This window comes from Actinomycetospora chlora (assembly GCF_039542135.1).
Classification (GTDB): domain Bacteria; phylum Actinomycetota; class Actinomycetes; order Mycobacteriales; family Pseudonocardiaceae; genus Actinomycetospora; species Actinomycetospora chlora.
The window spans coordinates 39,066-59,529 of sequence record NZ_BAABHO010000031.1 but is presented as its reverse complement, the minus strand read 5'-3'; the positions used below and the strand labels follow the sequence as shown (position 1 = coordinate 59,529).

General features: G+C 75.9%; 24 protein-coding genes and 1 tRNA gene. 14 read left to right on the top strand and 11 right to left on the bottom strand.

Translation table 11 applies throughout. The annotated features are described in order from the left end of the window. Positions 1-53 precede the first annotated feature (53 nt). Positions 54-584, top strand: coding sequence for an NADPH-dependent FMN reductase (locus tag ABD994_RS19075; RefSeq protein WP_345418495.1), 531 nt, complete (start codon positions 54-56; stop codon positions 582-584). Here ABD994_RS19075 and ABD994_RS19070 read toward each other — a convergent pair. After that, complete coding sequence (locus ABD994_RS19070) at positions 570-1,409, bottom strand: alpha/beta fold hydrolase (protein WP_345418493.1); 840 nt, start codon at positions 1,407-1,409, stop codon at positions 570-572. The genes ABD994_RS19075 and ABD994_RS19070 overlap by 15 nt on opposite strands. Before the next feature lie 70 nt (positions 1,410-1,479). Between ABD994_RS19070 and ABD994_RS19065 the strand changes: the two genes are divergently transcribed. Next, positions 1,480-2,085, top strand: coding sequence for a TetR/AcrR family transcriptional regulator (locus tag ABD994_RS19065; protein ID WP_345418490.1), 606 nt, complete (start codon positions 1,480-1,482; stop codon positions 2,083-2,085). Between the two features lie 9 nt (positions 2,086-2,094). On the opposite strand, the gene ABD994_RS19060 is transcribed toward ABD994_RS19065, so the two are convergent. Then, positions 2,095-2,286: a hypothetical protein gene (locus ABD994_RS19060; protein ID WP_345418488.1), complete on the bottom strand. Its 192-nt coding sequence runs from the start codon at positions 2,284-2,286 to the stop codon at positions 2,095-2,097. Between the two features lie 71 nt (positions 2,287-2,357). On the opposite strand from ABD994_RS19060, the gene ABD994_RS19055 reads away from it, so the two are divergent. Together ABD994_RS19055 and ABD994_RS19050 are read left to right on the top strand one after the other, a co-directional pair. After that, a complete protein-coding gene (locus tag ABD994_RS19055) occupies positions 2,358-3,347 on the top strand; it encodes a GlxA family transcriptional regulator (RefSeq protein ID WP_345418485.1) in 990 nt (329 codons plus the stop codon). Beyond that, the gene (locus ABD994_RS19050; RefSeq protein ID WP_345418482.1) at positions 3,344-4,546 is read left to right on the top strand and encodes a DNA polymerase III subunit delta'; all 1,203 of its coding nucleotides are present in this window, start codon (positions 3,344-3,346) and stop codon (positions 4,544-4,546) included. The genes ABD994_RS19055 and ABD994_RS19050 overlap by 4 nt, the downstream gene beginning before the upstream one ends. On the opposite strand, the gene ABD994_RS19045 is transcribed toward ABD994_RS19050, so the two are convergent. Both ABD994_RS19045 and ABD994_RS19040 read right to left on the bottom strand, forming a co-directional pair. Further along, positions 4,524-5,072, bottom strand: a complete 549-nt coding sequence (locus tag ABD994_RS19045) for an SRPBCC family protein (protein WP_345418479.1) — start codon at positions 5,070-5,072, stop codon at positions 4,524-4,526. The genes ABD994_RS19050 and ABD994_RS19045 overlap by 23 nt on opposite strands. A 45-nt stretch (positions 5,073-5,117) precedes the next feature. Continuing rightward, the gene (locus ABD994_RS19040) at positions 5,118-5,684 is read right to left on the bottom strand and encodes a CGNR zinc finger domain-containing protein (RefSeq protein ID WP_345418476.1); all 567 of its coding nucleotides are present in this window, start codon (positions 5,682-5,684) and stop codon (positions 5,118-5,120) included. 64 nt (positions 5,685-5,748) lie between these two features. Here ABD994_RS19040 and ABD994_RS19035 point away from each other — a divergent pair, with 64 nt between their 5' ends. Continuing rightward, the gene (locus ABD994_RS19035) at positions 5,749-6,582 is read left to right on the top strand and encodes an alpha/beta fold hydrolase (RefSeq protein ID WP_345418473.1); all 834 of its coding nucleotides are present in this window, start codon (positions 5,749-5,751) and stop codon (positions 6,580-6,582) included. Positions 6,583-6,704: 122 nt separating this feature from the next. Beyond that, positions 6,705-7,055 carry a hypothetical protein gene (locus tag ABD994_RS19030; RefSeq protein ID WP_345418470.1) on the top strand — a complete coding sequence of 117 codons (351 nt, stop codon included), beginning with the start codon at positions 6,705-6,707 and terminating at the stop codon, positions 7,053-7,055. Between the two features lie 13 nt (positions 7,056-7,068). Here ABD994_RS19030 and ABD994_RS19025 read toward each other — a convergent pair whose 3' ends face one another. Continuing rightward, entirely contained in the window at positions 7,069-7,857 is a 789-nt protein-coding gene (locus ABD994_RS19025; RefSeq protein ID WP_345418467.1) for a carbon-nitrogen hydrolase family protein, read from the bottom strand. A 20-nt stretch (positions 7,858-7,877) separates the two neighbouring features. Here ABD994_RS19025 and ABD994_RS19020 point away from each other — a divergent pair, with 20 nt between their 5' ends. Further along, positions 7,878-8,624 (top strand): arylamine N-acetyltransferase family protein, encoded by a 747-nt coding sequence (locus tag ABD994_RS19020; protein ID WP_345418464.1) that lies wholly within the window; start codon positions 7,878-7,880, stop codon positions 8,622-8,624. Here ABD994_RS19020 and ABD994_RS19015 read toward each other — a convergent pair whose 3' ends face one another. Continuing rightward, entirely contained in the window at positions 8,625-9,044 is a 420-nt protein-coding gene (locus tag ABD994_RS19015; protein ID WP_345418461.1) for a DUF4395 domain-containing protein, read from the bottom strand. Then, entirely contained in the window at positions 9,041-9,469 is a 429-nt protein-coding gene (locus ABD994_RS19010) for a thioredoxin family protein (RefSeq protein WP_345418458.1), read from the bottom strand. Before ABD994_RS19010 ends, ABD994_RS19015 begins: the two co-directional genes overlap by 4 nt. 110 nt (positions 9,470-9,579) lie before the next feature. Here ABD994_RS19010 and ABD994_RS19005 point away from each other — a divergent pair. The 3 genes from ABD994_RS19005 (at position 9,580) to ABD994_RS18995 (ending at position 13,996) form a co-directional block, all read left to right on the top strand. Beyond that, a tRNA-Thr gene (locus ABD994_RS19005) sits at positions 9,580-9,653 on the top strand. 190 nt (positions 9,654-9,843) lie between these two features. Then, entirely contained in the window at positions 9,844-12,030 is a 2,187-nt protein-coding gene (locus ABD994_RS19000; RefSeq protein WP_345418455.1) for a phosphatase domain-containing protein, read from the top strand. A 64-nt stretch (positions 12,031-12,094) separates the two neighbouring features. Beyond that, positions 12,095-13,996, top strand: coding sequence for a prolyl oligopeptidase family serine peptidase (locus ABD994_RS18995; RefSeq protein WP_345418452.1), 1,902 nt, complete (start codon positions 12,095-12,097; stop codon positions 13,994-13,996). Here the strand turns inward: ABD994_RS18995 and ABD994_RS18990 are convergent. The 3 genes from ABD994_RS18990 to ABD994_RS18980 all read right to left on the bottom strand — a co-directional run bounded on the left by ABD994_RS18990 (position 13,920) and on the right by ABD994_RS18980 (position 15,772). Further along, positions 13,920-14,708: a MerR family transcriptional regulator gene (locus ABD994_RS18990; protein WP_345418449.1), complete on the bottom strand. Its 789-nt coding sequence runs from the start codon at positions 14,706-14,708 to the stop codon at positions 13,920-13,922. The two genes, ABD994_RS18995 and ABD994_RS18990, sit on opposite strands and share 77 nt — an antisense overlap. Continuing rightward, on the bottom strand, positions 14,705-15,409 hold the full coding sequence (locus ABD994_RS18985) for a DUF3159 domain-containing protein (RefSeq protein WP_345418446.1): 705 nt from the start codon (positions 15,407-15,409) through the stop codon (positions 14,705-14,707). The genes ABD994_RS18990 and ABD994_RS18985 overlap by 4 nt, the downstream gene beginning before the upstream one ends. A 198-nt stretch (positions 15,410-15,607) precedes the next feature. After that, on the bottom strand, positions 15,608-15,772 hold the full coding sequence (locus ABD994_RS18980) for a hypothetical protein (protein ID WP_345418443.1): 165 nt from the start codon (positions 15,770-15,772) through the stop codon (positions 15,608-15,610). Positions 15,773-15,954: 182 nt separating this feature from the next. Here ABD994_RS18980 and ABD994_RS18975 point away from each other — a divergent pair, with 182 nt between their 5' ends. From ABD994_RS18975 to ABD994_RS18960, 4 genes are read left to right on the top strand one after another with little or no spacing between them, the layout of a single operon-like run. After that, positions 15,955-16,932, top strand: a complete 978-nt coding sequence (locus ABD994_RS18975; RefSeq protein WP_345418440.1) for an NADPH:quinone oxidoreductase family protein — start codon at positions 15,955-15,957, stop codon at positions 16,930-16,932. Between the two features lie 10 nt (positions 16,933-16,942). Then, on the top strand, positions 16,943-17,971 hold the full coding sequence (locus ABD994_RS18970; protein WP_345418437.1) for an LLM class flavin-dependent oxidoreductase: 1,029 nt from the start codon (positions 16,943-16,945) through the stop codon (positions 17,969-17,971). Beyond that, a complete protein-coding gene (locus tag ABD994_RS18965) occupies positions 17,968-19,149 on the top strand; it encodes a thiolase family protein (RefSeq protein WP_345418434.1) in 1,182 nt (393 codons plus the stop codon). Before ABD994_RS18970 ends, ABD994_RS18965 begins: the two co-directional genes overlap by 4 nt. Continuing rightward, complete coding sequence (locus tag ABD994_RS18960; protein ID WP_345418431.1) at positions 19,146-19,883, top strand: enoyl-CoA hydratase/isomerase family protein; 738 nt, start codon at positions 19,146-19,148, stop codon at positions 19,881-19,883. Before ABD994_RS18965 ends, ABD994_RS18960 begins: the two co-directional genes overlap by 4 nt. On the opposite strand, the gene ABD994_RS18955 is transcribed toward ABD994_RS18960, so the two are convergent. Continuing rightward, on the bottom strand, positions 19,873-20,457 hold the full coding sequence (locus ABD994_RS18955; RefSeq protein WP_345418428.1) for a TetR/AcrR family transcriptional regulator: 585 nt from the start codon (positions 20,455-20,457) through the stop codon (positions 19,873-19,875). The two genes, ABD994_RS18960 and ABD994_RS18955, sit on opposite strands and share 11 nt — an antisense overlap. Positions 20,458-20,464: the final 7 nt, after the last annotated feature.

Here is a 20,464-nt window from a genome sequence, read left to right as displayed (position 1 = left end):
CGGTGACGATGGCCGGTCCGTCACCGTGACACCAGACCGGGGGAGGAGTGCCGATGCTGCTCGTCGGCGGCAGTACCCGCGCCGCGTCGACGACGACGGCGGTGCTGCGCACGGTGCGGGAGCTCGCGCCCGGCGCGGTGCTGTACGAGGGCCTGGCGACGCTGCCGGCCTTCGACCCCGACGACGACCGCGACCCGCTCCCGCCGCCCGTCGCGCGGCTGCGCGACGCGGTCCGGGCGGCGCCGGCGGTCCTGTTCTGCACGCCGGAGTACGCCGGCGGCCTGCCGGGGTCGTTCAAGAACCTGCTCGACTGGACCGTCGGGGACGCGTCCCCGCGGTCGCTGTACGGCAAGCCGGTGGCCTGGATCAACGCGTCCTCGCCCGCGTCGCCCACCGGCGCCCGCGACGCCCACGCGTCCCTGGCCGTCGTCCTGCGCTACGTCGGCGCGGACGTCGTCGAGGAGGCGTGCCGGCGCCTGCCCGTCACGCGGGACATGGTCGGCGCGGATGGCCTCGTCGCCGACGGGGACGTCCGCGCCGGCCTCCGCGCGGCGGTCGCGGCGCTGGCGTCACGAGGCGGGTGAGCCCACCGCGATGTCGGCGACGGCGTCGGCGAGCGCGTCCGGCTGGTCGATCATGGAGAAGGTCCGGGCGCCCTCGAGGATCCGCAGCTGGGCCTGCGGCATCGCGGCGACCAGGCGGTGGGCGTCGCCGCGCGGGAAGAAGGCGTCGTCCGCGGACCAGGCGACCAGCACCGGCACCGTGACCTCCCCGAGCCGCGCCGCGACCGCCGTCGACGTCTCCTGGTGGGCGGACGCGGTGAGGCGGCGCAGGTCCTCGGCGACCCGCGGGTCGTCGAGGGCCGGGCGGACCCACTGTGCCGCGAGGGGCTCGACGTCGCGGTGGGCGAGGTCGCCGTAGGCGCGCTTCCGGACGGCCCTGAGGGCCAACGGCTTCACGGCGGCGCGCCAGGTCGGCCGCGTGCGGGCGGCGAGGATGAACGGCTTGATGATCGCCGGCGGGAAGTGCTCGAAGGCGTCGCAGCTGGTCAGCACGAGCGCGCCGAGCCGCTCGCCGTGGTGCACGGCGACGAGCTGGCTGACCAGGCCGCCGGTGTCGTTGCCGACGAGCACGACGTCGGTGAGGTCGAGCGCCTCGAGGAACGCGGCGACGGTCGCCGCGACGCCGGGCAGCGTGGGGTCGGCGCCGGGACGCAGCGGGGACGGGTGGGCGCCGAGCGGCCAGGTCGGGGCGAGACAGCGCAGCCCGCGCGCGGCGAGGCGGGTCGCGAGCTCGTCCCACAACGACCCGCCCATCGCGTAGCCGTGGACGAACACGACGGGGCGGCCGGTGTCGGGGCCGGTGTCGGTGTAGTGGAGGGTCAGCTGGTCGAGCTCGACGGTGGGCATGGCGGGCCTCCCGGTGGGCGATACTTCCAGACAGGCTGTTCGTAACTTACCGGCAGGGTGTACGCAAGTGGTGAGACGCACGCAGGAGGAGCGATCGGCCGCGACGCGCGCGGCGCTCAAGGCCGCCGCCCGGCGGTTGTGGACCGAGCGCGGCTACGCCGACGTCGGTACGCCGGAGATCGCCCGCGAGGCCGGCGTGACCCGCGGCGCCATGTACCACCAGTTCGACGACAAGACCGCTCTCTTCCTCGCCGTGATCGCCGACGTCGAGGAGCGGGTGATGGCGGAGCTCGGCCGGGCCGTCGCCGCGGCCGGCGCCGCCACGCCGGCGGCGGCGCTGCGGGCGGCGCTCGAGGGGTGGTTGACGATCAGCGTCGACCCCGAGGTCCGCCAGATCGTCCTGCTCGACGGGCCGGGCGTGCTCGGGTGGGCGCGGTTCCGCGAGCTCACCCGCGACTACAGCCTCGGCATGACCGAGCAGCTGCTGGCCGCGGCCGTCGAGGCCGGCGAGCTGGCCGCCCAGCCGCTGCGCCCGCTCGCCCACATCCTCATCGGCGCGCTGGACGAGGGCGCGCTCGTCGTCGCCGACGCCGACGACCAGGACCGGGCGCGCGCCGAGGTGCGCGAGGTGCTCCTCCGCCTGCTGGACGGGGTGATGGCCTCGCCTCGTGAGTGATCCGGGTCGTCACGGCGACCCGGAACGCTCACCTGGCAGCACGCTGCCCTGCAGCTCCCAGCCGCCGCCCAGGACGCGCCGCCACCGCAGCGGGCCCTCGTCCTCCCACTCGCCGCGCTGCTGGCGCCCCACGAGCTCCCACGCCCGCACGTACGCCGCCCAGGTCCGCGACAGCGCCTGTCCGATGTCCCGTGTCCGCATGCGCCCGAGCCTGGCCCGGGCCCGAGCTCCGGACGAGTGGCAGGAACGTCACTGTTCGATACATTCCTGCCATGCACACCGTGGCCGTGCCCGTCACCGAGGGCACGCCGATGTTCGAGCTCTCCACGGTGCTGGAGGTCCTGGCCCCTGACCGGTCCGCGACCACCGGGGTGCCCCGCGAGGACTGGTACGACGTCCGCCTCGTGGCCGGCGAGCCCGGACCGCTGCGGCTCGACCGCTGGGCCGTCGTCGACCCGCCGGACGGCCCGGAGGCCCTCGCCGTGGCCGACACGGTCGTCGTCGCGCCCCCGCGCGACGGCCGCGTCGACTTCCCCGGCGAGCTGCTCGACGCCCTGCGCGCGGCACACGCCCGCGGCGCGCGGATCGCGTCGGTCTGCACCGGCGCGTTCGTCCTGGCCGCGGCGGGGCTGCTCGACGGCCGGCCCGCGATCACCCACTGGAGCGCGGTCGACGAGCTCGCCCGCCGCCACCCCCGCGTCGACGTGCAGCGCACCGTCCTCTACGTCGACGACGGGGACGTCCTGACCTCGGCCGGGTCCGCCGCCGGCCTGGACCTCTGCCTGCACCTCGTGCGCCGCGACCACGGCAGCCGCGTCGCCGGCATCGTCGCGCGGCACAGCGTCGTCCCGCCCCACCGCGAGGGCGGGCAGGCGCAGTACGTGCCCACTGCGGTGCCGAACCTCCCCGCTCCGGGCGTCGCGGCGAGCCTCGACTGGGCCCGTGGGCAGCTCGACCGCCCCGTCGGCGTCGAGGAGTGGGCGCGCGCCGCGGGCACCAGCCCGCGCACGTTCGCGCGCTGGTTCCGCGACACGACCGGCACGACGCCGGGCCGCTGGCTCGCCCGCGAGCGCGTCCGCCGCGCCCAGGAGCTGCTCGAGGCGACCGACCTGTCGGTCGAGTCGGTGGCCGGCCGCTGCGGCTTCGGCACCGCCGCCGGCCTGCGCCGCCCGTTCCTGCGCGAGGTCGGCACCACGCCGCAGGAGTACCGGCGGACGTTCGGGAGGGCTCGTCAGGGCGGTGGGGCATCATCGACGGCGTGAGCGTGTGGTCGCAGGTCGTCGGTCAGCCCGCCGCGGTGGCCGAGCTGCAGGCCGCGGCGGCGCGGGCCGCGCGGGTGCGCTTCTCCGACGAGCTCGACGACGGCGAGGCCCCCGGCGGCGCGGGCATGACCCACTCCTGGCTGTTCACCGGCCCGCCGGGTTCGGGGCGCTCGGTCGCCGCGCGGGCCTTCGCCGCCGCGCTGGAGTGCCCGCAGCAGGGCTGCGGCGAGTGCCCGGCGTGCCGCACGGTCATGGCCGGTACCCACGCCGACGTGCGCGAGATCGTCCCCGAGGGCCTGTCGATCAGCGTCAAGGAGGTGCGCGGCACGATCGACGTCGCCGCCCGCCGGCCGACCACCGCGCGCTGGCAGATCGTCATCGTCGAGGACGCCGACCGGCTCACCGAGCAGGCGTCGAACGCGTTGCTCAAGTCGGTCGAGGAGCCGGCGGAGCGCACGGTGTTCCTGTTGTGCTGCCCGTCGGAGCACCCCGACGACATCTCGGTCACCATCCGCTCGCGCTGCCGCGCCGTGCGGCTGCGCACGCCCGCGCCGGAGGCGATCGCCGCGGTGCTCGTCGAGCGCGACGGCGTCGACGAGGCCGACGCGACGTGGGCGGCGTCAGTCTGCGGCGGGCACATCGGCCGCGCCCGGCGCCTCGCGCGGGTGCCGGAGGCCCGCGAGGAGCGCGACGCCGTCCTCGCCCTGCCCCGCGCGCTGCGCTCGGCCGCCGACGCGTTCGCCGCCTCCGACGCGATGGTCGGCGCCGCGGAGGCCGAGGCCGCAGCCCTCGCCGCGTCGCGCGACGAGACCGAGCGCGAGGAGCTCGCGGTCTCGATGGGCGCCGGCGGCACGGGCAAGGGCACCGCGCAGGCCCAGCGCTCGGCCCGCGCCGCGGAGAAGGACCTCGAGAAGCGGCAGCGCTCGCGCCTGACCCGCACCAAGCGCGACGCCCTCGACCGCGCGCTGGTCGAGCTCGCCGGCTACTACCGCGACGTGCTCGTCCGCGGCGTCGGGGCGTCGGTCACGTCGACCCACCCGGACCGCGCCACCGAGATCGGCGCGGCGGCCCGCGACAGCACGCCGGAGTCGTCGCTGCGCCGCCTCGAGGCCGTCCTGGCCTGCCGCGACGCCCTCGGCGCCAACGTGAAGCCCGAGATCGCGATCGACGCGCTGGTCACGGCGCTGCGGGCGGGCTGAGCCTCTCGCGCAGACCGGCCGCCAGGCCAGCGATCGTCAGCGCGTCGAACGCCCCGCCGAGCGTCGTGGCGAGCCGGACGTGCCGCACGGGCCCGAGACGCAGCCGCAGTAGGACGCGGGTGCCCGCCGGCACCGGGCGCAGCGTGATCGACCACGAGACGTCCGTGGCGCCCCGGCGCGACCGGTACACGAGGACGTGCGGCGGCTCGACCTCGTCGACGGTGAACGTCGCGTCGCGCCCGCCGTAGTCCGGGATCGCGTCGCCGGGGACCAGGTGCTGCCAGCGGTCGTCGACCCACCGCGCGGCACGGCGCCCGCGCGGGACGAGGCGCTCGACGCGCGCCGGCAGGTACCAGCCCGCGCGGCGCTTGCCGAGCTGGACGATCCAGGGCCACACGACGTCGGGCTCGCGCGGGAGCGTGAACGCCCGGTCCATGACGACGTCGGCCGGCGTGACGAGGTGGTCGCCGCGGCGTGACTCGTGCTCCTCGGCCGGGGTGGCGGCGACGGCGTCGAGGAGTCCCACGGACCCATCCTCGCGCGGCCCGTGCGTCCACCCTGACACCGGATGTCAGGAACTCCCCCCGCTCGCCTTCCGGCGGGCGCGGTAGGCGGCGACGTTGGCGCGGTTGCCGCACAGGTCGGGCATGCAGTAGCGCCGCCGGCCGGGGCGGGTGGTGTCGATGAAGACGCCCGAGCACGTGTCCGAGGCGCAGTCGCGGAACCGTTCCGGGCCGAGCGCCCGCAGCGCCCCGAGCGCGCCGAGGCCGCCGAGCAGGGCGAGCCTGTCGGCCAGGGACGCGTCGGGACGCGGCCGTGCGCCCCACTGCAGCCGCCCCCGCCCGTCGGGGTCCAGGCCCACGGTCCCGAGCCCGCGGGCCACCAGCGCGGACGCGCCGGCGGCGAGGTCGCCGGCGTCGCGGTGGTCGAGGACGGCCCGGAGGCGGGCGCGCACGTCGTGGACCGCGGCGAGGTCGCCGGGGCCGACCTCGTCGGTGACGCCGTGCTCGGCGAGGAACGAGGCCAGCGCCGCGTCGTCGTCGAGCTGGTCCTCGCCGTGCCAGACGCCGGGCGCGGTGTTCACGAGCTCCGTCGCCAGCCCCGCCGCCGCCACGTAATCGTCAAACAAGGCTTGCATCCCTTACACGCCCTCTCCTACGGTAAGGCTCACAGCGATACTTTAGCCCTGTGGAGGAGGAGCTGTGCCGACCGACCTCGCGCGCTGGGCACTGCGCGACCGCGTGGCCCTGCCCACCGGCACGATCGCCGTCGACGTGCTCGGCGCCGACCGTCCCGGGACCCCCGTCGTCCTGACCCACGGCACGCCGTCGTGGTCCTACCTCTGGCGCCGCGTCGCACCCGCGCTCGCCACCGACCGCCCCGTCCACCTGTGGGACCTGCCGACCTACGGCGACTCCACCGGTACGGGCATCCCCTCGGTCGCCGGCCACGCCCGGACGCTCGCCGCGCTCGTCGAGCACTGGGGTCTCGACGCCCCGGTGCTGCTCGGCCACGACATCGGCGCCGCGACCGTGCTGCGCGCCCACCTGGTCCACGGCACGCCCGCGAGCGCCCTCGTGCTCGCCGACGCGGCGGTGCTCTCGCCGTGGGTGACCGCCACCGCCGCGCACGTGCAGGCGAACCTCGAGGTCTACCGGTCGATGCCGAACGGCCCGTTCACCGCGATGATCACTGCGCACCTGCGGACCACCGTCGCCGGCACCCTCGCCGACGACGCCGAGCGCGCCTACCTCGAGCGCTACGCCGGCCCCGAGGGGCAGCAGCGCTACCTCGACCAGGTGTCGGGGTTCAGCGAGCACGACACCCGCGACGTCGTCGCCCGCCTCGGCGAGATCACCGTGCCGACCGACGTGGTGTGGGGCGCCGAGGACACCTGGCTCCCGCCGAGCGCCGCGACCACCCTCGGCGAGACGATCCCCGGGGCCCGGCGACACACCGTCCCCGGCGCCGGCCACTTCCTCACCGAGGACGCGCCGGAGGCGTTCCTCGACGTGCTCGCGGAGGTGCTGCCGTGATCCACGGGGAGGTCAGGATCACAACCCCGAGCGGGAAACCGATCAACGTCACAGGCGTCTTCCTCTCTGTAACACCCACGTGTCGCCGGTCCAGCACGGCGACCGACCTGGAGCACTGCACGATGAGCTCGATCATCCGCCCCGCGCCCTCCGACACCACCGCCCCCGCCGCGCGACCGAGCTCCGAGGACCACGTCCTCGTCGTCGCCGCGCGCCCCGACTCCACCGGCCTCGCCGCCGCCCGGGTCCTCGCCGAGCGTCTGGGCGCCGACGCCACCCACGCCGGCGCCACCGGCCTCGACGCCGCGGTGCGCGAGGCGGCCGAGGTGATCGTGCTCGACCCGAGCCTGCGGGCCCGGCTCACGCGCGACCCGGCGTTCACGGCCAAGGCCGACCCGGCGTCGCGGCGCGACCTGCTCTCCCGCCTCGCGCCCTACCAGGACCGCGTGCGCTGGATGAGCCGCCCGGCGTAGCGCGGAGCGCACCTCACAGCCGGCGGTTGGCCAGCACCGGCAGGGCCTTCCGGACGTCGGGGATCTGCTCGGGGTCGACGTCGACCACGAGCAGCCCCGGCTCCGCGCCGAGCTCGTCGACCGTCACGCCGAACGGCGAGGCCGCGAGGCTGTGCCCGACGCCGCGGGGGGCCTTGCCGGCGTCGATGCCCCGGCTGGCCGGGTCGGCCTGGTCGGCCGCGAGGACGAACGTCGTCACGTCGAGCGCCCGGGCCCGCACGAGCAGCTGCCACTGCTCGACCTTCCCGGGCCCCGCACCCCAGCTCGCCGGCAGCAGCGTGATCGTCGCGCCCTGGTCGGCCAGGGCGCGGAACAGCTCGGGGAAGCGGATGTCGTAGCAGGTCGCGAGCCCGAGCGTGGTGCCGTCGACGTCGATCGTCAGCGGCTTGGTGCCGGGCGCGACCGTGTCGGACTCGGCGAAGCCGAACGCGTCGTAGAGGTGGATCTTGTCGTAGGCGGTGTCGACCCCGCGGCCGGTGACGAGCAGCGTGTTGGTGACGCGCCCGTCCTCGGTCGGGGTGAACATCCCCGCCACGACGAGGACGCCGTGCTGGGCGGCGATCCGCCGGACCTCGCTCGCCCACGGCCCGTCCAGCGGCTCGGCCACGGGCGTCAGCGACACCCCGAACCGGCACATGGTCGCCTCGGGGAACACCACGACCGTCGCGCCCTGCTGCGCGGCGAGCGCGGTGTGGTCCCGGACGATCTCCAGGTTGGCCGCCGGGTCGTCGGTGGCGAGGATCTGGGCCAGGGCGACGCGCATGACCCGTGTATACCGGGCGCGTGGACGCGACGGACTACCTGGCGCGGATCGGTGCCGCGGCCGACGACCCGCTCGAGGTGCTCACGGCCCGCCACCTCGAGGCGGTGCCGTTCGAGAACCTGTCGGTGCACGAGCGCGACCACGTGCCGCTGGACGACGAGGCGCTGGTCGCCAAGGTCGTCGACCGGCGCCGCGGCGGCTTCTGCTACGAGCTCAACGGCGCGTTCGCGTGGCTGCTGCGCGAGCTCGGGCACGACGTCACGTACTGCTCGGCCCGGGTGGCGACGCCCGACGGGTTCTCGTTCCCCGGCGACCACATGGCGCTCATCGCCGGCGGCCGCACCCTCGTCGACGTCGGGTTCGGACGCTTCGCCGTCGGCCCGCTCGACCTCGACTCCCGCGACGACCAGCCCGACCGCGCCGGGACGTTCACCGTCCGCGACGCCCCCGACGGCGAGCTCGACGTGGCCTGGGACGGCAGGGTCACCTACCGCCTCGACCCCCGCGCCCGCGCGCTGGCCGACTTCGTCCCGATGGCGTGGTGGCACCGCACGTCGTCGACGTCGCCGTTCACGCGGGAGGTCACCTGCTCCCGCCTGACGCCCACGAGCCGCGTCACGATCTCCGGTCCGCTGTTCATCGAGACCCCGGACGGCGGCGTACGCACCGAGCGGACCCTGTCCCCGGACGACCAGCTCGCGACCTACCGCGACGTCTTCGGCATCGCCCTCGACGCCGTCCCGGCGCCGCTGCACCCGCGGGAGTGATCAGCGCGCGGTGCGCACCCGCGCCAGGAGCCCGTACACCTCGCAGCCCAGGCAGAAGCCGAAGGCCGCGTTGAGGAACGCCGCGGCCAGCGCGAACGCGGTGGCGACGATCCCGAGCGCCGTCGCGCCCGACAGGTAGCCGACGGCGGCCACCACCGTGAACAGCAGCCCGACGGCCTGGGAGAAGCGCACCGGCGCCGCGTCCTCGCGGTCGCTGGGCGGGCCGAGGCGCGGCGCGATCAGGACGCGGTAGAGCGCGCCGTAGGGCGACCAGCGCATGCCGGCGACCACCGGTACCGCGAACACCAGCGCCTGCAGCGCGGCGAGCACGCCGCTGCCGGTCAGCAGCACGATCGCCAGCACGACCGTGGTGACGGCGGCGGCGAAGCGGACGCCGCGGGGGTCGAGTCGGTCGGTCACCGGGTCTCCTCGAGGGGCAGGGCGGCCAGCAGGTCGGCGCGCCGCGGGACGCCGCCGACCCGCAGCAGCTCGGTGCCGTGGCGATCGAACGCGACGGTGGTCGGCGTGCGCATGACGTGCAGGGCGCGGGCGACCTCGGGGCGCTCGGCGATGTCGACGTCGACGTGCCGGAGCCCGTCGTGCTCGTCGGCCAGTGCCGTGAGCTGCTCGCGGGTCCGGTCGCACGGCGTGCAGATCGGGGAGGAGAGCTGGAGGAGCAGGACGCGGTCGTCGGTCCCCGGGCCGACACCGGCGAGGTCCCACCCGGGCGCCGTCGACGGCGCCGTGCTCGCCCGGACGCGCCCGGCGCGGCGCTGCAGCACCAGCCCGATCGCCGTCGCGACGACGAGGACGACCACGAGCACGACGGCTCCCACGACGCTCACGGTCGCCGCAACCTCGCCGACACCCCCGGTTGTTCCCTGATCGCGCGCCTGCTGCTGTCCCGACCCACCCGCCCGGCCCGCCGCGGTCCTGCCCTACACTCGTCGCCACTGCCGCCTTAGCTCAGTCGGCCAGAGCAGCTCACTCGTAATGAGCAGGTCGTCGGTTCGATTCCGACAGGCGGCTCCGCAGGTCAGGGCCGGTTCGGACCACTCCGGGCCGGCCTTTTCCGTTCCCTCGGTGGGACCGTCGCCCACCGCCCCACCGACGATCTCATCCGCGACGGATGAGGTCCCGGGGTCGGTCGGACGCCAGCGTGGTGCGGGATGCGGTCGTCGCGGCGACCCACGCGCTCGGGTGATCGGGGGGAGATCGGGTGGAGGAACCGCGGCTCGGGGTCGTCTACGACATCGACGGCGTCCTGCGGGTCGCGCCCCTCTACCGGCAGTGGGGTCGCCTGCGGGTCCTCATGAGCCGGGGACCGCGGGACCGCCGCTCCTTGCTGGGGATGCAGCGTCTGCTGCAGACCGTGGCCGCCGACGGGCCGGCCGACGTCTCCTTCCTGACCGTCCTGCCGCCCGCGCTGTCCCGCCTGCTCCTGCGCGCCCTGCGCCACGACCACTACCCGCCCGGCACGCTGCTGACGGCCGGGCGCGCCCTGTTCTCGGGTTGGCTGGTCGGCGCGGGGCTGGCCCGCAAGCGCGCCGTGCTCGACCGGCTCGCCGCGGAGCGCCCCGGGACCTCGTGGGTGCTCGTCGGCGACGACGCCGGCCACGACCCGCAGCTGTTCGCCGGCTTCGCGCGGGACCACCCGGGCCGGGTTGCGGCGATCGCGATGCGCCGGCTGATCGACGTCGACCGGGTCGTCCGGCACCTGCACCCCGACGATCTCGCGTCCGGGGCGCCGCCGCTGGTCGAGGCCCCGAACGGCGAGGAGCTGCTGCCGCGGCTGCGGGCCGTGCTCGGCCTGCGCGCGGAGGCCGGGACGCCGCGACCCGAGGACTGGTTCCTCACCGCCGACGAACGCGGCAACCCGGCGACACGCCTGCGGCCGTGGACCGAGGGCAACGCGGTCCGCCTGCGGGTGCACGGCGGCGCCTACTACGCCGCGCTCGCCGACCGTCTGGCCCGCACCGGCGAGGGAGACCTGCTGCTCGTCGCGGGCTGGCGCGGTGACGGCGACCAGGATCTCGGTGACGACGGGCCGACGGTCTCCGAGGCGCTCGCCGCGACGGCGCGGCGCGGCGCCCGGCTGGCCGTGCTGCTGTGGCGCTCGCACCTGGAGGCCTTCGGCTACCACGTCGCCCAGAACCGCCGCCTCGCCGCGGACCTCCTCGGGGTCGGGGCCGAGGTGCTGCTCGACCAGCGGATCCGGCCGCTGGGCAGCCACCACCAGAAGCTCGTCGTCGTCCGCCGCGACACCGGGGCCGACGACGACGTCGCCTACGTCGGCGGCATCGACCTCGTCCTCGGCGCCCGCGACGACATCGTCCACCGCGGCGACCCCCAGTCGGCCGCGAACGCCGACGAGTACACCCGCAGCCCCCGCCACGACGCCATGGTCGAGCTGCACGGCCCGGTGGTCCGCGACCTCGAGCAGGTGTTCCGCGAGCGGTGGGAGGAGCCGACGCCGCTGGTCCGGCTGCCCTGGCACGTCGTGCCCGACCTCGTCCACCGCCTGCCCCGGCGCGGGTCGTCGCTCCCCGGGCCCGTGCCCGATCCCGCGCCGGCCGGGCGGTGCGCCGTCCAGGTGCCGCGCACCTATCCGCGCCGCCGGCCGCCGCACCCCTTCGCGCCGCGCGGGGAGCGCAGCATCGCCCGCGGACTGATCAAGGCGCTCGGCCGGGCCGAGCGGCTGGTCTACGTCGAGGACCAGTACCTGTGGTCCGCCGACGTCGCCCGGGTGTTCGCGGCGGCCCTGCGCCGCGCGCCGCGGCTGCACCTCATCGCCGTGGTGCCCCGGCCCGAGCGCGACGACCGGCCGGGCCCGGCCGTCCTCGGGCAGGGCGAGGCGCTCGCGATGGTGCACGAGGCCGGCGGTCCGCGGGTGCAGGTCCTCGACGTGGAGAACGAGGAGCAGCGCCCGGTGTACGTGCACGCCAAGGTCTGCGTGATCGACGACGTCTGGGCGACCGTGGGCAGCAACAACTTCAACAGCCGCTCCTGGACCCACGACTCCGAGCTGGTCGCGGCGATCCTCGACGAGGAGCGGGACGCCCGCGCACCGGCGGACCCGGCCGGTCTGGGCGACGGCGCCCGGGGCTTCGCCCGGCGCCTGCGCCTCGAGCTGATGCGCGAGCACCTCGACCTGCCCGACGACGCCGACCTGCTCGACCCCGACCACGCTGCCCGGACCGTGCGGGCGCGCGCGGCCGCGCTCGACGCCTGGCACGCCGGCGGCGCGCGGGGGCCGCGGCCGCCCGGTCGCCTCCGCCGCCACGTGCCCGGCCACGAGCAGGTCCGGCTGACCCTGCGTCGCCGGTGGCTGATCGACCCCGCGTACCGGAGGGTGCTGGACCCCGACGGCCGTCCCCTCGGCGCCAGGCTCCGCCGGATCTACTGAGCCGCCGCGCCCGGTCCACGCTCACGCTTGAGGATGCCGCGGGGGCATCGTTTCCCCTGTCCCCATGACCCGCTCTCCCGTCCGCCCCGAGCCCGTCCCGGCCGAGGAGCTGTTCGCGCCGCCCGACCACGCCCGCCCGTCGATCTCGCCCGACGGGCGGTGGCTCGCCTTCCTCGCGCCCTGGCGCCATCGGCTCAACGTCTGGGTGCTGTCGCTCGACGGCGACGAGCCCGACCTCGCGCGGGCCCGCCGCGTCACCGCCGACGACCGGCGCACCGTGCTCGACCACCGCTGGGCCGACGACCCCCGCTACCTGCTCTACCTGCAGGACGACGACGGCGACGAGAACCACCACGTCTACCGGGTCGACCTCGAGGACCCGGACGCGTCCGCCGTGGACCTCACGCCCTACCCGGGCGCGCGGGTGTGGGAGATGACCCGGGTGCCCGGCCTGGCCGGGTCGATCATGGTGAGCCTCAACCACCGCGTCCCCGGCCGGATCGACCTCTGCGAGATCGACGTCGCCACCGGCGAGCTCACCGTCCTCGCCGACGGGGCCGAGGGGATCTCCTGGTTCGCGACGAGCACGCGCGACGTGTACGGCGTCGCCGTCACCGAGCAGGGGTGGGAGCTGCGGCAACGGCTCCCGGACGGGGAGCAGCGCCGGGTCGCGGCGTTCGCCGGCGACGACTTCCCCTACGGCCCGCTGACCCGCCCGGCGCCGGACGGGCGCACCCTCTGGATCGGCACCTACGGCGACGGCGACCGCCTGCGGCCCGCCCGCCTCGACCTCGCCACCGGCGCGGTGATCGAGATCGACCGGCACCCGACGCACGACCTGGACACGACCTCGGTGGTGGCCCCGCTGCTGCCGTCGCCGTTCGTCACCGACGCGGGCACCGGCGAGCTGATCGGGGTGCGCTACTCCCGCGAGCGCCAGGTGGTCCGGCCGCTCACCGAGGGCTTCGCCGAGGTCCTGGCGGCCCTGGAGGGGCTGGCCGACGGCGACCTCGGCGGGGTGTCGTCCGACCGCACCGGACGGTTCTGGGTGGCGTCGTTCAACGACGACCGCGACCCGTCCTCGTGGCTCCACGACCGCGCCACCGGCCGGGCGCACCTGCTCTTCCGCCCGCTGGGACGGGTGGACCCCGGCACGCTGGCGCCGACCGTGCCCGTGTCGATCACGGCGCGCGACGGGCTCGAGCTCCCGTCCTACCTGCTCCTGCCGGTGGGCCACGACCCGGAGGAGCACGCCGCCCCGCCGCTGGTCCTCATGCCGCACGGCGGTCCCTGGGCCCGCGACGTCTGGGGTCTCGACCTCTACGCGCAGTACTTCACGACGCGCGGCTACGCGGTGCTGAAGCCGCAGTTCCGCGGCTCCACCGGCTTCGGCCGCGCCCACCTGCAGGCGGCGATCGGGGAGTTCGGGGGCGCGATGCACGACGACCTCGTCGACGCCGTCGAGTGGGCGGTCACCCATGGCCACGCGGACCCGGCACGCGTCGCGATCTTCGGCGGCTCGTACGGCGGCTACGCCGCCCTCGTCGGGGTCACGGCGACTCCGCACCTGTTCGCCGCGGCGGTGGACTACGTCGGCGTGTCCGACCTCGCGGCCACGATGCGCAGCTTCCCCGAGGCTGTGCGGCCCGGCCTGCGGCACAACTTCCACCGCTACGTCGGCGACCCCGACGTCCCGGAGCAGGAGGCCGACATGCGGGCCCGCTCACCGATCACGCACCTGGACCGGGTCGTCACCCCCCTGATGATCTTCCAAGGGGCGAACGACGTGCGGGTGCAGCGGTCGGAGTCCGACAACGTCGTGGCGACGCTGCGGGCCCGCGGGGTGGAGGTGGCCTACCGCGTCTTCGACGACGAGGGCCACGCGTTCCTCAACCCGGAGAACCTGGTGACGATGTTCCGGGAGGCGGGGGAGTTCCTGGCCCGGCACCTCGGGGGTCGGCCCTGACCCGGGCGCGGGTCTTCTCGCGCAGGCGCCGCAGGACGTCGAGCTGGGCGGGGTTGAACACCTCCGCCGACACCTGCTCGACGGTCCTGCGGTAGCGGCGGGGGTCGGCCGCGCCGAGGCGGTCGACCCCCGGGTAGCGCTCGCGGAGCCGGGCGAGGTCGTCCGCCATCCGCCCGGCCAGGTCGTCGCGGGTCGCGTCGTCGGCGTCGCCCGGCAGCGCGTCGAAGTCGTCGTCGGACGGCGAGCGCGCCTCGTCGGAGAGCAGCTCGGCGTAGATCTCCCGCTCGTCGTCGGTCAGCAGCCGTCCCATCACCGCTGCGAAGTGACGGTCGGGCCCGGAGAGCGCACTGCGCCCCACGACGGCGAACTCGCTGGGCAGGTCGGTGGGCAGGCGCTGCTCGAGGATGTCGGCGAGCTCCGCCCGGACGCGCTGCAGCCGCTCGATCTGCGCGGCCACGTCCGCGTCGAGGGCGCGCAGGGCTTCCTCGGGGTGCTCGTCCCGGTCGCCGAGCTCGGCGATCTGGGACAGGCCGAACCCGAGGTCCACCAGCCGCTTGATGCGCAGCAGGCGGATCAGGTGCTCCACGCCGTACTGCTTGTAGCCGTTCGACCGCCGCTCCGGCTCGGGCAGCAGCCCGACCTGGTGGTAGTGCCGCACGCTGCGCAGCGTCGTGCCGGCGAGGTCGGCGATCTCCCGGGTGCTCCAGGTCATCGCGGTCCCTTCGGGGCCGCCACCCGCGCCGGGGTGACGAGGCGAGTGGTGCTGCGGCGGAACGCCCAGAGGACCACGATCGCGACCAGTGCCGTCAAGGGGACGCCGAGGACGAGCCGGGCGAGCGCGAGCCCGGCGGTCGCGTCGAGCCACCACAGCCAGCCGGAGACCGCGGCGCGCGCCGCGAACATCGTCGCGGCCGCGACGGTCGCCACGACGTGCGCGCGCCGGGACGGGCGGTCCGCCCGCCACGGGTGCCCGCCGCCGTGGACCGCGTTCCAGGCCAGCGCCGTCACCGGCCGGCCGGCGGCCAGCGAGACCAGGCAGCCGACGAGGGCGAGCGTGGACGCGACGATGCCGACCAGGAAGTAGTCCGCGGCCGACCCGGTCCACAGCGCGATGCCGGCAGCCACCGCGACCCCGAGCACCCCGCCCAGCGCCGTCGACAGCGGCTCGCCCCGCCACCTCCGGGCCACCGCGAGGACCGCCGCGACGGCGAACGCGACGCCCGCCGTCACCGGCAGCGTCGTGACGTTCGACAGGAGGGCGAACACCACCTGCGGGACGCCGGTGCCCACCAGCCCCCAGGGGCCGCCGAGACGGTCCAGCAGGGTGAGCGGCGCCTCCGGTGCCGGGGTGGGCAGTGGGACGGTCGGGCTCTGCTCGACGGGGTCGTCCTGGTCGCGGTCCGCGCAACGCATCTCCGGTCCTCTCCGTGGATCGACGGCGAGGACACGCCATGACGCGGCGGCACACTCAAGCCCGGCGTCAGAGGTCGATGACGACCTTGCCGGGCACGTGCCGGCCAGGCGCCTGCTCGACCTGCTGATGGACGGCCTGCGCCCCGTCCCGTCCCCGGGCGCCGGTGGCACCCGGGGACGGGAGGGGTCGGTCTCGCGTTAGCTCTCCTGCTCGCCCTCGCCGTCGCGCTGCTCGACCTGGTGGGACAGCGCCACGCCGGACTCCGTGGACGGCGACGTCTCCGGGATGTCGGAGGCGTGCTGGCCGTCGTTGCCGCCGTGGCGGTGGTCGCGGCCCTGGTCCGTGCTCTTCTCGTCCGTCATGTCCTGCTCCTTGGTCCGGCATCCGCCGGGTCGTCGACGTCGGCGACGTCGTCGCAGACGGCCGACGTCCTCGTCGGCTGTGATCTGCGAACGGTGGGGCTAGCCGGTGGGGCGCGACCGGGAAACCCCGCCCCCACTTCTCAATGTTGACTACTTGGTTAGTATTGTGCGAGTCTCGGTCCGTGCGAGCGGTGCGGGTCATCGGGTTCGAGGGGCCGGCGGGTGTGGTCTGCCGGAACGTCGACGAGCCGGAGCCCGGCCCGGACGACGTGGTGGTCGAGGTGCGCGCGGCCGGGGTGGCGTTCCCCGACGTGCTGCACTCCCGCGGCGCGTACCAGGAGCGCCACGAGCCGCCGTTCACGCTCGGCGGCGAGTGCGCCGGGGTGGTGCGCAGCGCGCCCGCCTCGGCGCCACACCGGCCGGGCGACCGGGTCGCGGTGCTGCTCCCGATCGGCGCGTTCGCCGAGGTCGTGGCGGTGCCCGCGCACCTCGTCCTCCCGCTGCCCGACGCGGTCGGGTTCGACCAGGGCGCCTGCCTGCCGATCAACTACCTGACCGCGCACTTCGCCCTCGGCGAGCGGGGCGGGCTGCGCGCCGGCGAGACGGTGCTCGTGCACGGCGCGGCCGGCGGGGTCGGCACCGCGACGGTCCAGCTCGCGGCGGCGCTCGGCGCCCGCGTCGTCGCCGTGACGTCGACGCCGGAGAAGGCCGCGCTCGCGCGGGAGGTCGGCGCCCACGACGTGGTCGACGCGGCGACGTTCCGCGCGGAGGTCGCCGACCTGACCGGCGGGGTGGGCGTCGACGTCGTGGTCGACCCCGTCGGCGGTGACCGCTTCACCGACTCGCTGCGCTGCCTGCGCCACCGCGGCGGCCGGCTGCTCGTCGTCGGCTTCACCGCGGGCGACATCCCGACGGTGAAGGTCAACCGCCTGCTGCTGACCAACACCGACGTCCGCGGCGTCGGCTGGGCCAGGCCCGGGTTCGGCGAGCCCGGCTTCGTCGCCGCGCAGTGGGAGGACCTGCTGCCGCACCTGCGCTCGGGGGCGCTCGCCCCGCCGGTGTCGGGCACGTACCCGTTCGCGCGGGCCGCGGAGGCCCTCGTCGCGGTGGACGAGCGCCGGGTGCTCGGCAAGGTCGTCCTGCACCCCGACGAGAACTGAGGAGGAAGCGATGCGCTGGGGTGTCTCTGTCGCGTACTGGCCGTGGTTCACGTGGGACGAGCAGGTCGCGCTCGCCCGCCACGCGGACGCGGCGGGTGCCGACTCCGTCTGGGTCGCCGAGGGCTACGGGCAGGAGGCGGTCGCGCTGCTCGGGGCGCTGTCGGCGCTGACCGAGCGGGTCCGGCTGGGCTCGGGGATCCTGCAGATCCCCGCCCGGGCGCCCGCCGCCGCCGCGACCGCCGCGGCCACCCTCGACCGCATCTCCGGCGGGCGCCTGCTGCTGGGGCTCGGGCTGTCCGGGCCGCAGGTCTCCGAGGGCTGGTACGGCGTGCCGTTCACCGCGCCGCTGCGGCGCACCCGCGAGTACGTCGAGATCGTGCGCGCGGCGCTGTCGGGCGAGCGCCTGACCTACGCCGGGCGCGAGTGGACCCTCCCCACGCCGGAGGGGCGCGGCCTGGGCAAGCCGCTGAAGATGCTCGGCCCGGGCGCGGTGCAGCAGCGCGTGCCGATCTACCTCGGTGTCGGCGGGCCCCGGACGGTGGCGCAGTGCGGCGCGATCGCGGACGGGTGGATGCCGTTCCTGTTCAGCCCGGAGCACGCCGACGAGCTCACCGCGCCGCTGCGCGAGGGCATCGCGAGCGCCGGGCGCGCACCCGGCGACGTCGCGATCGCCCCGATGGTCCCCGTGGCCGTGGCCGACGACCTCGACGCCGCCCGCGACGCGCTCCGCCCGATCGTCGCGTTCTACCTCGGTGGCATGGGCGCGAAGGGCGCCAACTTCTACGTCGACCTCGCCGTGCGCTACGGCCACGGCCCGAGCGCGCTGGCGTGCCAGGACCGCTTCCTGGCCGGCGACCGCGACGGCGCCGCGGCCGCGCTCACCCCCGACCTGATCGACACGGTGACGGTCGCGGCGACCCCGGCGACGCTGGAGAAGCGCCTCGGCGCCTTCGCCGACGCCGGCGTCGACACGCTCGTCGCCACCCCGTTCGGCGACCGCCACCGGGTCCTCGACGCACTGGCAGGAGCACTCGCATGAGGGACGTCGTCATCGCCGGCGTGGGCAGCACCCGCTTCGGCCGCCACCTCGACCGCACGTTCACCTCGCTCGTCGGCGAGGCCGTGACGTCCGCGCTCGGCGACGCCGGGGCGCAGGCCGGGGACGCCGGTCTCGTGGTCTACGGCAACAGCGGCGCCGGCGTCGTCCAGGGCCAGGAGTCGGTGCGCGGGCAGCACGCGGTGCGCGGTTCGGGGCTCGACGGGATCCCTTTGGTCAACGTCGAGAACGCGTGCGCCACCGGTTCCACCGCGGTGAACCAGGCGTGGCTCGCGGTCGCCGCCGGGCAGGTGGACGTCGCGGTGGCGATCGGGGCGGAGAAGCTCAACCACCCCGACCGGTCGCGGGCGTTCGCCGTCATGACCGCGGCGCTCGACCAGGACCGCCTCTCCGAGATCCGCGACGACGTGGGTACGACGGGCAACGGCTCGGTGTTCATGGACCTCTACGCGCGCTGGACCCGCTGGTACGCCGAGCGCACCGACGCGTCGCCGGAGGACTTCGCCCGGGTCGCGGTGAAGAACCACGCCCACGGCGCGCTCAACCCCAAGGCCCAGTACGGCGCGCACCTCACCGTCGACGAGGTGCTCGCCGCGCGGCGGATCAGCGGCGACCTGACCCTGCCGATGTGCGCGCCGATGTCCGACGGCGCGGCGGCGGCCGTGATCACGACCCCGGAGATCGCCCGCCGCTGGGGCGCGACGCCGGTGCGGCTGCTGGCCACCGTCGTCGGCGGCGGCCACGCCGGCGTCTACGGCGAGCTCGTGCCGGCGACCGCCCGGCGGGCCTACGCGATGGCCGGTGTCGAGCCCGGCGACGTCGACGTCCTCGAGTGTCACGACGCCGCCTCGCCCGCCGAGCTCATCGTGCTGGAGGAGCTGGGGCTGGCCGCGGAGGGCGGGGCGGTCGGGCTGCTGCGCGACGGCGTCACGACGCTGGGCGGGCGGCTGCCGGTCAACCCGAGCGGTGGGCTGGGCAGCAAGGGCCACCCGATCGGCGCCACCGGCCTCGGCCAGCTCGTCGAGCTCACCGACCAGCTGCGCGGCCGCTGCGGCGACCGCCAGGTCTCCGGCGCCCGGATCGGGATGGCCGAGAACGCCGGCGGCTACCTCGGCCCGGACGCCGCGGCCGCGTCGGTGACGATCCTGGGTGCGGCGTGACGCCGGCACTGCGGATCGAGCGTGACGGGCCCGTCGCCCGGCTCGTGCTCGCCCGCCCCGAGCGGCACAACGCCCAGACCCCGCAGCTGTGGGCCGAGCTGCGCGCGGTCGGCGACGCCCTCGTCGCCGACGAGGGCGTGCGCGCCGCCGTCCTGTACGCGGACGGGCCGTCGTTCAGCTCCGGGCTCGACCTCGCCGAGCGGGAGCCGGGCGGCTTCCTGCACCGCGTCGCGCACGCCGATGACGAGGCGGCGCTCGCCGCGATCGCCGAGGCCCAGGCCGCGTTCGCGTGGATCGCCGCGGCGCCGTTCCCGGTGGTCGCCGCCGTGCGCGGCTACGCGATCGGGGCCGGCATCCAGCTCGCGCTGGCCTGCGACGTGCGGATCGTCGCCCCCGACGCGGTGCTCGCGGTCGCCGAGGTCGGGCTCGGCGCCGTGCCCGACCTGGGCGCGACGACGGAGCTGCCCCGGCTCGTCGGCCTCGAGCGGGCCCTGGACCTCGTGCTCACGGCCCGCCGGTTCGACGGCACCGAGGCGGTCGCGCTGGGCCTCGCCCTGCGCACCGCGACCGACGTCGACGCCGAGGCGCTCGCCTACGCCCACCGCCTCGCGGCGGCGCCGCGGGCCGCGCTCGCCGCCACGAAGGCCGCCACCCGCGAGCCCGACCCCGTCGCGGGCCTCGCGCTCGCGGCGCGTGGGCAGGTGGCGTGCGTGCGGGCGATGCTCAGGTCGTGACCTCGCTGGGCAGCAGCGCCCCGAGCAGCGACTCGATCTGCCGCGACAGCTCGTCGGGGCCCACCGGGCCGGCCGGGTCGTACCAGCGGAAGAGCGTGGAGAGCATCGAGAGCACCAGGTTGGCCGCGACCGTGGGGTCGAGCGGCGAGTCGGGCGGCAGGCACTCCTCGAGCAGGACGCGGAAGTCCTGGGTGCGGGCGTGCGCCCACGCGCGGAAGGCGGCCCGCCCGGCGTCGGAGAGCTCGACCTCCTCGGAGAAGACGATCGCGTAGAACGTGCGGTTGGCCGTCGCCGACCCGATGTGCGTCTTGATCATCTGGCGGAGGCGGACCTGCGGCGGCTCGCCGCTGTCCATGACCTCCTCGAGCTGGCGGCGCATGGTGCCGGTGACCTCGTCGACCATGAGGTCGAGCAGGTGCTGCTTGCTGCGCGTGTACTTGTAGACGGTCGGGCGCGAGATGCCCGCCGCCTCGGCGATGTCGTCGATCGTCGCGTTGCGGTAGCCCTTGCGACGGAACGCCTCGGCCGCCGCCGCGACCAGCGCCGCCGTGTCCGTCGCCCGTCCCCGCGCCATGACGCAA

Excerpts from the sequence above, each read along its gene's own strand:
- ABD994_RS19040 (WP_345418476.1), bottom strand. The coding sequence starts at position 5,684 with ATGCAAGCCTTGTTTGACGATTACGTGGCGGCGGCGGGGCTGGCGACG.
- ABD994_RS19055 (WP_345418485.1), top strand. The coding sequence starts at position 2,358 with ATGCACACCGTGGCCGTGCCCGTCACCGAGGGCACGCCGATGTTCGAG.
- ABD994_RS19075 (WP_345418495.1), top strand. The coding sequence starts at position 54 with ATGCTGCTCGTCGGCGGCAGTACCCGCGCCGCGTCGACGACGACGGCG.
- ABD994_RS19025 (WP_345418467.1), bottom strand. The coding sequence starts at position 7,857 with ATGCGCGTCGCCCTGGCCCAGATCCTCGCCACCGACGACCCGGCGGCC.
- ABD994_RS19070 (WP_345418493.1), bottom strand. The coding sequence starts at position 1,409 with ATGCCCACCGTCGAGCTCGACCAGCTGACCCTCCACTACACCGACACC.
- ABD994_RS18980 (WP_345418443.1), bottom strand. The coding sequence starts at position 15,772 with ATGACGGACGAGAAGAGCACGGACCAGGGCCGCGACCACCGCCACGGC.
- ABD994_RS18985 (WP_345418446.1), bottom strand. The coding sequence starts at position 15,409 with ATGCGTTGCGCGGACCGCGACCAGGACGACCCCGTCGAGCAGAGCCCG.
- ABD994_RS19030 (WP_345418470.1), top strand. The coding sequence starts at position 6,705 with ATGAGCTCGATCATCCGCCCCGCGCCCTCCGACACCACCGCCCCCGCC.
- ABD994_RS18970 (WP_345418437.1), top strand. The coding sequence starts at position 16,943 with ATGCGCTGGGGTGTCTCTGTCGCGTACTGGCCGTGGTTCACGTGGGAC.
- ABD994_RS18955 (WP_345418428.1), bottom strand. The coding sequence starts at position 20,457 with ATGGCGCGGGGACGGGCGACGGACACGGCGGCGCTGGTCGCGGCGGCG.
- ABD994_RS19060 (WP_345418488.1), bottom strand. The coding sequence starts at position 2,286 with ATGCGGACACGGGACATCGGACAGGCGCTGTCGCGGACCTGGGCGGCG.
- ABD994_RS18995 (WP_345418452.1), top strand. The coding sequence starts at position 12,095 with ATGACCCGCTCTCCCGTCCGCCCCGAGCCCGTCCCGGCCGAGGAGCTG.
- ABD994_RS18990 (WP_345418449.1), bottom strand. The coding sequence starts at position 14,708 with ATGACCTGGAGCACCCGGGAGATCGCCGACCTCGCCGGCACGACGCTG.
- ABD994_RS18965 (WP_345418434.1), top strand. The coding sequence starts at position 17,968 with ATGAGGGACGTCGTCATCGCCGGCGTGGGCAGCACCCGCTTCGGCCGC.